Source organism: Secundilactobacillus yichangensis (assembly GCF_016861565.1).
Taxonomy (GTDB): domain Bacteria; phylum Bacillota; class Bacilli; order Lactobacillales; family Lactobacillaceae; genus Secundilactobacillus; species Secundilactobacillus yichangensis.
In genome coordinates this window covers 105,807-117,878 of record NZ_BOLK01000004.1, presented here as the reverse complement: position 1 = coordinate 117,878, position 12,072 = coordinate 105,807, and the positions used below count along the sequence as shown (strand labels likewise).

Here is a 12,072-nt window from a genome sequence, read left to right as displayed (position 1 = left end):
TCCTCACGTTTTTCGTTCGGATATCATTCTATCATATGTATGCAAGCACCTGATGTTAAATCAGGTGCTTACCGTTATTTTATCTAAGCAGCATGTTTTAACGTTTGTGAATGATTTTTCTCGTATGCTTTTTAGAGCTGTGATGCTGATGCTTCTTTGATTTGGCACTTTTCTTGTGCTTTTTATGTGTCTTATGAACCTTTTTTTTATGCTGCTTAGTCTTAACTTTTTTATGCTGAGCCTTTTTGGGGTGTAGATTATTCTGCTTTTCCAATAAGTTAGTATAACGATCCATTAACTTCATAAATCGATCTAACAATTCCTTGAATGCTGGTGACTGGGACACAGAAGGGTTGTTTTCGATATAAATCGGCTTTGGGATAATTTCTGGTACAGGATCAGGCTTTGGTGCTGGCTCGGGTTTAGTTTCTGGTTTAGTTTCTGGTTTAGTATCAGGCTTCGTATCGGGGTTCGTATCAGGTTTGACCTCAGGCTTCGTATCAGGCTTCGTATCAGGCTTGACCTCAGGTTTAGTATCCGGCTTCGTATCAGGTTTGACCTCAGGTTTAGTATCCGGCTTCGTATCAGGTTTGACCTCAGGTTTAGTATCCGGCTTCGTATCAGGCTTGACCTCAGGTTTAGTATTCGGCTTCGTATCAGGCTTGACCTCAGGTTTAGTATCTGGCTTGACCTCAGGCTTAGTATCAGGCTTGGTACCCGGTTCTGGTTTAGTCTCCTCTTCCGGTTTTGTCTCTGGCTTCGGATCCGGTTTTGTTTCTCCCTCTGGCTTCGTTTCAGGTTCAGGATCTGGTTTCGGTTTATTTTCAGCATTCTTTTCAACTGAAAATTGAACCTTACCGTTACCGTCTTCATCGTAAGTAACCTCTGGTGAGTCAACCTGATAATCTTGATCGTTCAGTTGTTTTGAGAGACCTGTCAACTTTTCCTTAACTTGATCAAAGGGAACGGTAAACTCTGATGGTAAATCATGAGCATTCACTATTTCGCCATTACGATCAACATACGTTGCCTGAAATGTCACTGATTTTCGGTGAATAACTGTTTCAATTGGTTCAGTACTATTAGTAATTTTTGTTTCTTCACTATCCACTAAATCATAGTCAGATTTTAACTCATTTGATAAACGTGGCTGAAACGTCCCGTCAACAGTACCGTAAAGAAAATGATATTCCGTAAAATGCTTCGAACTGCGAGTAGTATCAGGGTTTTCGAGAACGTAATGTAGTTTGGGCTTGTTATATTTTGCCTGTAATCTGATCTCATAATACACATGCTTCTTATCTTTCGGAATCAGCACAGGAGATAAAACTTGCTTATTCCAATCGAGATAATCTGGAAATTCGGTACCCAAATTATAAATCATGTCTCCGTTGCTATTAAATCCCGTCACATCAGGTATTGGCGCTTTTACCGAGATGGTTTTAGTCTGATCTGGTAGATTGATCCAAGTTATTGAATCAGCATTTTGGACACTCCTAGTCACCTTATACGTCAATTCGTAAGGTGTAAAAGCCCCCTCTGCCGCTTGCGCCTTAATACCGGGCAGTCCTGCTCCCGCTGCGACAGCTAATCCTAACAATAGTCGATTAAATTTCATTTGCCAATCTTGCTCCCTTCTTGTTATGCAATTAACTACGCAAGAATGACCGACAAAAATTGACAAAATAAAAAAAGGTTCCAAACGATGACCAGCATCATTTGAAACCTTCAATATTAAGCTGTTAAACCTAACAGCTCTTTATTATTACTTGTTTTGGATAGCTTCGCGAGCTTGTTCGCTTAAGTTGTAGAATGAGTGAACACCCTTGTATTCTGAAACTTCGCCAAGTTGATCTTCGATACGCATCAATTGGTTGTACTTAGCGATACGTTCGCCACGGCTCATTGAACCGGTCTTAATTTGACCAGCGTTCAATGCGACAACTAAGTCAGCAATGGTGGTATCTTCAGTTTCACCTGAACGGTGTGAAATGATAGCAGTGTAACCTGCTTGTTTAGCCATTTCAACGGCTTCAACAGTTTCAGTCAAAGTACCAATTTGGTTAAGCTTGATTAAGATGGCATTAGCAACGTCCATCTTGATACCCTTTGCAAGGTAGTCAGTGTTCGTAACGAATAAGTCATCACCAACGATTTGAACCTTCTTGCCTAAGCGAGAAGTTGCCATCTGCCAGTCTTCCCATTCGTTTTCGTCTAATGGGTCTTCAATTGAGATAACTGGGTACTTGTCAACGATGCTTTCAAGTAAGCTGACAAATTCATCAGCAGTGTATGACTTGCCGTCACCCTTAAGGTCGTAAGTCTTAGTTTCAGTGTTGTAGAATTCTGATGCGGCACAGTCAAAGGCAATTGCGACGTCCTTGCCAGGCTTGTAACCAGCCTTCTTGATGGCTTCAACTAAGATTTCGAATGGTTCCTCGTTGTTCTTCAAGTCAGGTGCAAATCCACCTTCGTCACCAACGGCAGTAGAGTAACCGCGGTCGTTTAAGATAGCTTTCAAGGCATGGAATGTTTCTGAACCCATCCGGATAGCTTCCTTGATACTTGGAGCACCAACAGGCATGATCATGAATTCTTGGAAGTCAACCTTGTTGTTGGCATGCTTCCCACCATTGATAACGTTCATCATTGGAGTAGGAAGTACGTGAGCATTGAAACCGCCTAAGTAGTTGTATAGCGGAACTTCAAGTTCGTCAGCAGCAGCACGTGCGGCAGCTAATGAAACACCTAAAATGGCATTTGCACCCAGCTTGCCCTTGTTAGGTGTACCGTCTAACTTGATCATAGCTTTATCAATAGAAACTTGGTCAGTTACATCGTAGCCAACAATTTCCTTAGCAATGATGTTGTTAACGTTGTCAACGGCTTTAGTAACACCCTTGCCACCGAAACGATTCTTGTCGCCATCACGTAATTCAACAGCTTCGTGTTCACCAGTAGAAGCACCTGAAGGTACGATTCCACGGCCAACTGCACCGGCTTCTGTGTAAACTTCAACTTCAACAGTTGGGTTGCCACGTGAGTCTAAGACTTCGCGTGCGTAAATATCAGAAATAATTGACATTGTATTCTCTCCTTATGAAAGTTTAACCTAGCGGGAAACAGTTCCCCGCAGTCTATTTTATTAGTTTACCTTTGAACTTGCAATTACTATTTGAGTTTATTTTTGGTAGTGTACCAATTGCAGAAAGGTTTCCGGATCAAGACTAGCGCCACCGGCTAAAACACCGTCGATATTTTGCTTAGCCATAATCTGAGAAATGTTTTCCGGGTTGACACTGCCACCGTACAAAACACGCATTTCATTGGCAACATCATCACCATAAATATCAGCAATAGTCTGCCGAATCAGGTAACAGCCCTCTTCGGCCTGATCAGCTGAAGCCGACTTACCGCTGCCGATTGCCCAGCTTGGTTCATAGGCAATCACCAGCTGACGAGCTAAGTCTTCACTGATGTCTTTTAAAGCACCGGTGACTTGGCTGACTACCCAGTGAATCTTTTCGCCGGCTTCCAGTCGACCCATCGTTTCATCGCAGCACAGAATCGGCGTCATATGATTACGATAGACCGCATGCACTTTACGGTTAATAATGTCATCCGTTTCGTTAAAATAACTTCGTCGTTCAGAATGACCAACGATTACGTATGGAATGCCCATTTCGGCAAGCGCCTGCGGTGATGTCTCGCCGGTAAACGCACCTGCATCCTCATAGTAACAATTCTCAGCACCAATTCTTAATCGATCTGCACCATTAGCTTCAATCATTGTTTCTAACAAAATAGCAGGCGCTGCAATTGCCGTCTCCACTTGATCAGGTTCAGGCAGCTGATCTGAAACAATTTGCATAAACGAACGGGCCTCATCGACAGACTTATTCATCTTCCAATTACCCGCAATAAGTGGTATCCGCACAGTAAACGCTCCTTTTGTTCAGTCATTTATAACAACACCATTCTATCGGAATGAAAAAGTTTTAGCTAGTGAAGCTCACTATCAATTTAAGAAAACGGTCAGAATCACTGAAAATGCGCAAAGAAGCCAGGAATCATCCCAGCTTCTTTAACCAATTTACTTTTCGCTGATAGCAGCAATACCAGGTAAAGTCTTACCTTCAAGGTATTCCAATGAAGCACCGCCACCGGTAGAAATGTGAGTTAACTTGTCGCCAACACCAAGTTGTTGAACAGCAGCAGTTGAGTCACCACCACCAACAATGGTTGTAGCATCAGTCAAAGTACCTAAGTACTTACCGATTTCAAGCGTTCCTTCAGCGTAGTTGCTCATTTCGAACACACCCATTGGGCCGTTCCAAACAACTAACTTAGCTGACTTCAAAACGTCTTCAAATTGGGCAACTGACTTAGGACCGATATCCAAAGCCATGTAGCCATCAGGAATGTCGCCTTCGACAGTCTTGTGGGCAGCGTCGTTATCGAACTTTTCAGCAACAACGGAATCAACGGGCAATACTAACTTGTCGCCAGCCTTGTCCATGATTTCTTTAGCTAAATCGATCTTGTCCTTTTCAACTAATGAGTTACCAATCTTCATGCCTTTAGCAGCATAGAAGGTGTAAGTCATACCACCACCGATAATGACTTTGTCGGCTTTGTCTAATAAGTTGTCAATAACACCGATCTTATCAGAAACCTTGGCACCACCTAAGATGGCAACGAATGGATGAGCTGGATTTGAAACCGCGCCACCGATAAACTTAATTTCCTTTTCCATTAAGAAACCAGCAGCGGTTTGTGGCATGTTGGAAGCAATCCCAACGTTAGAAGCATGTTGACGGTGAGCAGTACCGAAAGCATCGTTGATGAAAAGATCACCGAGTGAGGCCCAGTACTTGCCTAAAGCTGGATCGTTCTTGGATTCGCGCTTAACTTGTTCACCGTTCTTAACGTCTTCATAACGGGTGTTTTCCATCACTAAGACGTCGCCATCGTTCATCTTGTTGATGGCATCTTCAAGCTGTGCACCTTCAGTAGCAGGAACAAAGGTAACGGGCTTGTTCAATAAGTTTGAAAGACGTTCTGCAACTGGACGCATTGATAAGCCCGGCTTGTCGTCTTCTGACTTGATCCGGCCTAAGTGAGAAAGCAAGATGGCTTTGCCGCCGTGTTCAATCACGTATTTGATGGTTGGTAATGCAGCAACGATCCGGTTATCGTTACCAATCACACCGTTCTTAATGGGCACGTTGAAGTCCACACGCATTAAGACTTTTTTACCCTTTACATCTAAATCTGAAACTGTTAATTTAGCCAATTTAAAAGTCCTCCTGATTTATATCAAGTTGATCATTGTGACCTCTGGTACAAGTCAATTGTTGTAAAAAGCGGAGAAAGTCTCCCTCCTCCGCCTTTTAGTTTTTTACGAATTAAATATTAAAGTGAAGCAAAGTGCAATAATGTACGAACCATGTTGCAAGTGAAGCCCCATTCGTTGTCGTACCAAGCAACAGTCTTAACGATTTGAGTATCACCGGCAGTCGTAACTTCAGTTTGAGTTGGGTCAAATACTGAGCCATGAGGGTCGTCAATGATATCAGTTGAAACAATTTCATCATCGTTGTAACCGAAAGCATCGTTGTTAACTGTGTGCTTCTTGATTGCAGCGTTGATTTCGTCAGCTGTAACCTTCTTGTCAAGAACAGCAACTAATTCAGTCAATGAACCATCAACAACAGCAACACGTTGTGCATGACCTTGTAACTTACCATTCAATTCTGGGATAACTAAGCCAATAGCTTTAGCTGCACCAGTTGAGTGAGGAATAGTGTTAATGCTTGCAGTACGGTTGTTACGCATCTTCTTGCCGCGAGGGCCATCAAGAATTTGTTGAGTTGATGTGAAGGCGTGGATAGTAGTCATAGTACCAGCCTTGATACCAAATTCTTCATTCATGAAGTATGCTAATGGTGCTAAACAGTTGGTTGTGCATGAACCAGCTGAAACGATCTTGTCGTCAGCTTGTAAAGTATCCAAGTTAACACCTGGAACAACAGTACGAACGGCACCAGCAGGAGCTGAAATGAGGACCCGCTTTGCGCCGGCATCCAAGTGAGCTTGTGACTTTTCTTCTGAAGTGTAAAAACCAGTACATTCGAGAACAAAGTCAACACCGTCGTTCTTAACCCAAGGAATGTTTTGAGCCTTTGGTTCTGCATATACAGGGATTTCCTTGCCATCAACAACGATACCTTTATCAGTTGCTGAAACTTCGCCAGGGAAACGACCATGTGTTGAATCATACTTTAATAAGTAAGCTAACATTGAAGGGGTAGTCAAATCATTGATTGCTGCCACTTCGATGTCGTTAGAATGAAGTTCGTGGATCCGCTTGAATGCTAAACGTCCAATACGGCCAAAACCGTTAATACCAATTTTTACAGTCATAACTGTGTTTTCCTCCTTTAGGAAGTAAAAAATAATTATTTTAAACAGCGACACTAATACATAGTATCACTACTTTAAAATCATGTCAGCTAATCCTTCGTCCGTAACTAAAAATGTTTTGGTCGGAGGAATTTTGAAATATGCCTCAACGGCGGCAGCCTTACTGTGGCCACCAGCAACGGCAACGACTAGATCCATTCGGTCTAAATCAGAAATTGACAAGCCTAGTTTAGGTACTCGGTAAACAATTTGACCATCCTGATCAAAGAAATCACCAAATGCCTCTCCTACTGCGTGTCGCTTAATTAACGTTGCTGTTACCTCGTTGGACATTTGACGCCTTTTCGCCATTGCCATCGCGTCACCCACACAATGAATCGCCACGTTAGCGTGATCGATCAAATCAAGGGTCTGCGCAATTGCAGGTTCATGACGTAGTGAACTTGACGCTGCTTCTGAGCTCAATTCAGGCAAGTACAAGGCTTGAAAACGGCCATCAGTTGCTTCAGCCATTCGTGCACAGACCGTATTTGCTTGAATCTTGGGTGATTCACCCATGCCGCCCCGGGCTGGAACAAAGGTTAACTGCCGACCATCACCCATCGCAGAAGACAGCGTGCTAGCAACCGCAGCCATTGTCGTACCACCCATGACAGCAATAATGCTTTCGCCAGTTGGTAACTGTTGCTGCAGCAAGTCATTAGCAGCTTTACCCATTGCTTGTTTAACGTCTGGGCGACTATCTGAATCACCAGAAACAATCAAACAGTTCTGTAATCCAAGACGCTCTTTAAGCATGGTTTCCTTCTTACGAAGACCTGTCAGATCAGCTACTAACGGCTGCAAGTTAAGAATTGCTTTTTGACCATCGTCAGTCAGCCAAACACCGTTGGTCTGCATCGAAACTAGACCGGTATCGACCAAGCTATCCAAGTCAGTTCTAACCGTCCGCTCGGTTAACGCCATCTTGTCGGCTAATGAACGACGGCCAACTGGTTGCATCTGCCTAATCGTTGACAGCAATGAATACCGTCTGAGCAGCTTCTGGGTCATCTTCGGTACAACCGCGTTCACCCATCTCCACTCGAGATCCATAGTCTTAACCAACTCTCTCCATCATCATGGGACAGGTTATGTCCCATAGTGACGTAATGTGACCCATAGAGGTCAAAAATTAATGGGTGCTTATTGCTACCCACAACCAAGATTATAGCAGGCGGCCTATCCAAATGCAAACTAACCGTACAAACAATCTGCTGTCAATCACTCAACCCATTTAAGAGATTTACCCTTGTATTTATATTCAATTTCAGGTATAGTATTCTAGTGTTGAAAAGCAGTTAACCTGCGCCCGTAGTGTAATGGATCGCACGTAAGATTCCGGTTCTTGAAATGAGGGTTCGATTCCCCCCGGGCGCATAAGAGAGTTATTTCGTTAATGTACAGTCCCTAAAGCGTTGATATAACAGCATTCCTTTTTTAAGGGATTGCGTAATCTTCTGTAAATTCAATCCTTTTTCTGTAAAAACTCTGTAAGAAATGGAATTGTTATCGCGAGTGATGAGGGCAAGTACATACTAGAGTGATGGTGTTTCTACCATCGCTCTTTTTTGTTGCCCTATTTAACTTATGAAAGCCTTTTCTTTTCCTATTATATGTACGCCTAAATGTATCGGTTATGGTACGGTACAACTACACTGACTAGCTTAACCCATCAATCTCTTCTTAAATACGCAACGATACAATCACACCAGCGAACAACTGCCCCTCTAATCCATGAACCATGCTTCAAATCGCGTTTGACAGCACTCAAAAAGCCCAACTATCTTAGAATAGCTGGACTTTTGTCGTAAAAGAGGTTAACTTCAAGGAGCTTGATCATGATTCCCGAGTTTCATGATTAGCTACTGTTATTATATCAATAGTTTGACTTTTTGGGGTCATCTTCCCTATCGCAAATAATTAGGCAAAATCAAATCATGTGCTTTTTTGAAACTGTCTTGTTAATTACTCAGTAGTTATCAAGTCCATTATGGAGTACAACAAAGAATCGGATAGCTAAGCGACAGAGCGACAACTGCCATTATTGCTATTTTCCCTGTTAATCAATTTAAGCACGTTTTAACGGCTCTACTTGCTGGTTTACTATGTCTACTATGTCTAATAGCTATATACTACGTATGAAGTTGATTGAGACCACGCATTTCTTACTGGTTTATTTACGGAAGTTTCAATCAGTATCGTAACTTTCGTACTTGTGTATACCGTTTCGAGTGCTACAAAACATCGACTTAATAAGCTGAACAAGAAACCTCAAGATAAAGGCTAAGTTAGAGGTGCCTACAATGAAAAATATATTAGTAGCAACCCCAACATTCATTTTGATAGCAATAGTGTTCGCAAGTTGGTTTACTGACTGGTTTACTTCCGATCTACGAGTTAATCTACTAGGTTTCAGTGCTGTGGGACTTATAGGATATTCTTTTATAGCTTTATTTGTCTACGGGCTATCGTTTACATTTCATGGAGAGCCAAATAAAAAATTTAGTGAAATGTCTATCGGTAGCAAACTGTTGTTTAGTTATCTATTAACAGTGTTAGTGCTCACTCTACTAATATCAATCTATTTTATGGCGCATAATTGATTCGCAAAGACAAATAAATACAAAACAAACAGGAAGAGCCGTGAATACATCGTTTGCGGCTTTTCTTTGATTCTTAATAACATATCAACAGAAACACTACGGCAATGGTATACAAGCGTCCAAGTGAAGTAGAACGAAATCTTATGGAAACCAGTTAAAGCTTAAACTGTCGTCCTATTCACACTGGCGACTCCTCTAATTCCAATTATACCAATTAGACTTGTTATCGCCATCATCCCTATCTTTCACATGTTGTGTTTCCCTGTTTAATTTTTTTCGTATCATCGATACAATATACACTTCACCTTTCAAATGGATTAATAATTTTATATTATCATCGTATTAAATCACAAATATATCTGTTGTATTATCTGCTTGTGAAGAATAATATAATCGTATGGTCATTTAGTCATTCGACTAATGGCCATTTTTTATTGCAATTATTAAATTTTTAAGGAGAGAGAAAATTGAAACACATTTCAAGATTACTATTTGCAATTGTTACGGCTATTTTATTCATATCATTTTCAACCGATGCACAAGCTAAATCTGTCCGTTTAAAATCGGTTCCAAAATCACTACAGGGCACTTGGCATCAATATTTTTCTGATTCTGGGTTTGGTGAAACCATGCACATTACTAAACATTCTTGGAAATGGTCAACACGTGGTCGTTACCACCATGTGACTGCTTATAAGTATAGAGGATATTCCAATGACTATTATTTACAGCCCTCTAACATGCAAGGGGTTGAAGTTCTCATTGACAACGCCAAGACTAACGGACTTCACCGTCCAAATATCTATTTCTATGTGGGGGTTCACTCAAGTAATGATATGCAAACAGATCAGTATTATAAACATGTAAATTCAAATTTGAAGTTCCCTCATGCTGCTAAAACTCTGAAAGAATCTATCAATAAACCCGTTTTTTCAACAACTAATTATAATATGGGTATTGCTGACAGTCCTCAAGACTACAGCAACCAGAACTTTTCATATAATTTTTCTAATATGGGTGTCCAAATGACACTTAAAAAAGTATTTAAATATACTGGACTTGATGGAACTGACACACCATGGACAATGGTTCAAGTGGATTACAATGGTAAAACTTATTTTACCGGTGCTGACCCAGAAGTGGGTGAGGAAGATATCACTCAATACAATACCTCTGTAAGCGGTAAAAACGTGTGGTCATCTGTAAACCCTAACGACACTAATTCTGTTCTTTTGAAATACAGTCAGACCGTCAAAATGACTGATACATGGCAATATTTCAATCCTAAAACCGGAGATGAAACTGACTTTAAATACTCTCAGAGCAAACATAATTGGTATATAACTAAACAAATTAATAACGATGATTGATAATTCTGATAATTATATACAGTAATGCGCTCAAACTAATCTATTGAGTACCGTTAGTACTTTTACTGTTATTTACAACTATCTGGATGTAGTTTTTTAAATTTTATTTCTTTTCGATTTTGGAGCTTAATCACCGCTCTCTTGATTGACTACCTGAGTGCTTCAGTAAAGTATCTCTTTTTCTTCTTTTACGAATCCATACGTTAAGTTGATCTCTTAGATTTCTTATAGCATCCCACTTTTCACCGTAACTTTTTTTAAATTTTATTAGTGGAAAAATATCTTCACTCTTCAATTTATTATATTCATTCTCTACAGCCTCACCAGTTTCAATTTCACGAGAAATATAGTTATACGGGCGAATATTATTAAACTTTAACTTTATAATCCTACCGGTTTCTGTCTGACCGTAAATCGTAATTCTTTTAATTTCTTTAACCGTTTGACCTTTTTAACCGAATTATCAAAGTAAGCGTTAAAAAGGTATGGAACAAAGAGGATTGTTACCTCTTTTGAACTTTCACCCATCTCTGGGATTGCAAATCTATCACTTCTACGAATCCTCATTCTTCCATGGAATCTGAAATCATTTTCCAATATTTCTTTAGGACTATATTCTACAAGTACAATTGCATCATAAAACCTATTTTGAGAAACATTGGCAAAACTTATGCCAGCGATTCTTTGGCTATCTTCTCTCCATATTCTAGTAAAAGATCTATATCTATTAATTCGGTCATGATCACTCTCGCTTGGGTACTGTTGAATAATTTTTGGGTTAATATTATTTAATTGAATTGTGCCCAAAACTATCCTAATTTTAGGATACTTAGAAATTTCAAATTGGCTTTTATTAGCTTTTAATTCCTTGGAAACTTGATAATAAACACCCAATACACTGATAATTGCGCCTAAGTATCCACCCCAGAATCCTAACCAACCATTATTACTACCCCCTAGAGTGATCTTCCAAATCCCATGAGTCATAAAATGTTGTAATGCTAGTGGTGCGGATACTGCTATCAGAATACCAACTCCATACTTCCAGTGTAATTCAATAAATTTGTACATTTTGATTAAAATAAACAATTTGATCACTCAACCTTCTATATTGAAGCATAACAAAACCCTAGTATTTCTACTAGGGCTTTTTATGTTAATTTAGATGTGCATTTTGGCTATTCTACCAGCTTCTTTTCCCACTTATCACGCCAAGCTTTCCAAGCTTTACCTTTCAAACGGTTGTCGCCTACTTTGTAACCCCCTAAGAATGAAAGAGAACCATACAATTCAAAATTGGGATAATCGTTAAATAAATCATCCAGAGTAATATAATCATACTGATATTTTAAATTTGGCCGGTTTCCCCATATTCCATTGCCCGATTTACGCCACCAATTCAAGCGAGTTGATGAGGAATCGAGTAGAACATATTCAGGTATCCGTCTTAAAACGAATTCTTTTGCTTCCCTTTCATTCATCGTCATTAATGCCCGTTGTTCCGCCTTAGTTGGTGGAACATACTTTTTTGGTTTTGGCTTAGGTGGTGCAACTACAGTCTCATCACCTTGTTGTTTGTCTCCAGCTGATCGTTGAAACGATTTAAACCACTCTTTAACCCCCATAACAAT

At 40.3% G+C, this 12,072-nt stretch carries 10 protein-coding genes and 1 tRNA gene; 3 read left to right on the top strand and 8 right to left on the bottom strand.

The genetic code is table 11. The features are described 5' to 3' along the window. Positions 1-97: 97 nt before the first annotated feature. From JUE95_RS05030 to JUE95_RS05005, 6 genes are all read right to left on the bottom strand, one after another. Positions 98-1,618, bottom strand: coding sequence for a hypothetical protein (locus tag JUE95_RS05030; protein WP_203649665.1), 1,521 nt, complete (start codon positions 1,616-1,618; stop codon positions 98-100). Between the two features lie 147 nt (positions 1,619-1,765). Continuing rightward, positions 1,766-3,085 carry a phosphopyruvate hydratase gene (eno, locus tag JUE95_RS05025; protein ID WP_203649664.1) on the bottom strand — a complete coding sequence of 440 codons (1,320 nt, stop codon included), beginning with the start codon at positions 3,083-3,085 and terminating at the stop codon, positions 1,766-1,768. A gap of 96 nt (positions 3,086-3,181) precedes the next feature. Further along, positions 3,182-3,937: a triose-phosphate isomerase gene (tpiA, locus tag JUE95_RS05020; RefSeq protein ID WP_203649663.1), complete on the bottom strand. Its 756-nt coding sequence runs from the start codon at positions 3,935-3,937 to the stop codon at positions 3,182-3,184. Positions 3,938-4,093: 156 nt separating this feature from the next. Further along, positions 4,094-5,296: a phosphoglycerate kinase gene (locus JUE95_RS05015; protein ID WP_203649661.1), complete on the bottom strand. Its 1,203-nt coding sequence runs from the start codon at positions 5,294-5,296 to the stop codon at positions 4,094-4,096. 119 nt (positions 5,297-5,415) lie between these two features. Next, entirely contained in the window at positions 5,416-6,426 is a 1,011-nt protein-coding gene (gap, locus tag JUE95_RS05010) for a type I glyceraldehyde-3-phosphate dehydrogenase (RefSeq protein ID WP_203649659.1), read from the bottom strand. A 69-nt stretch (positions 6,427-6,495) separates the two neighbouring features. Next, positions 6,496-7,521: a sugar-binding transcriptional regulator gene (locus tag JUE95_RS05005; protein ID WP_203649658.1), complete on the bottom strand. Its 1,026-nt coding sequence runs from the start codon at positions 7,519-7,521 to the stop codon at positions 6,496-6,498. A gap of 252 nt (positions 7,522-7,773) precedes the next feature. Here JUE95_RS05005 and JUE95_RS05000 point away from each other — a divergent pair. The 3 genes from JUE95_RS05000 to JUE95_RS04995 all read left to right on the top strand — a co-directional run bounded on the left by JUE95_RS05000 (position 7,774) and on the right by JUE95_RS04995 (position 10,441). Next, a tRNA-Arg gene (locus tag JUE95_RS05000) sits at positions 7,774-7,845 on the top strand. A gap of 926 nt (positions 7,846-8,771) precedes the next feature. Further along, on the top strand, positions 8,772-9,071 hold the full coding sequence (locus JUE95_RS12890) for a LasU family protein (RefSeq protein ID WP_373305665.1): 300 nt from the start codon (positions 8,772-8,774) through the stop codon (positions 9,069-9,071). A 467-nt stretch (positions 9,072-9,538) separates the two neighbouring features. After that, positions 9,539-10,441, top strand: coding sequence for a hypothetical protein (locus JUE95_RS04995; RefSeq protein ID WP_203649657.1), 903 nt, complete (start codon positions 9,539-9,541; stop codon positions 10,439-10,441). A gap of 381 nt (positions 10,442-10,822) precedes the next feature. On the opposite strand, the gene JUE95_RS04990 is transcribed toward JUE95_RS04995, so the two are convergent. Further along, positions 10,823-11,530, bottom strand: a complete 708-nt coding sequence (locus tag JUE95_RS04990; RefSeq protein ID WP_203649656.1) for a hypothetical protein — start codon at positions 11,528-11,530, stop codon at positions 10,823-10,825. Between the two features lie 89 nt (positions 11,531-11,619). Further along, positions 11,620-12,066: a hypothetical protein gene (locus tag JUE95_RS04985; RefSeq protein ID WP_203649655.1), complete on the bottom strand. Its 447-nt coding sequence runs from the start codon at positions 12,064-12,066 to the stop codon at positions 11,620-11,622. Between the last annotated feature and the right edge of the window lie 6 nt (positions 12,067-12,072).

What these genes read in the sequence shown, in the direction of transcription:
- JUE95_RS05030 (WP_203649665.1), bottom strand. Translation starts at nt 1,618, where the DNA reads ATGAAATTTAATCGACTATTGTTAGGATTAGCTGTCGCAGCGGGAGCA.
- eno (WP_203649664.1), bottom strand. Translation starts at nt 3,085, where the DNA reads ATGTCAATTATTTCTGATATTTACGCACGCGAAGTCTTAGACTCACGT.
- gap (WP_203649659.1), bottom strand. Translation starts at nt 6,426, where the DNA reads ATGACTGTAAAAATTGGTATTAACGGTTTTGGCCGTATTGGACGTTTA.
- JUE95_RS05005 (WP_203649658.1), bottom strand. Translation starts at nt 7,521, where the DNA reads ATGGATCTCGAGTGGAGATGGGTGAACGCGGTTGTACCGAAGATGACC.
- JUE95_RS12890 (WP_373305665.1), top strand. Translation starts at nt 8,772, where the DNA reads ATGAAAAATATATTAGTAGCAACCCCAACATTCATTTTGATAGCAATA.
- JUE95_RS04985 (WP_203649655.1), bottom strand. Translation starts at nt 12,066, where the DNA reads ATGGGGGTTAAAGAGTGGTTTAAATCGTTTCAACGATCAGCTGGAGAC.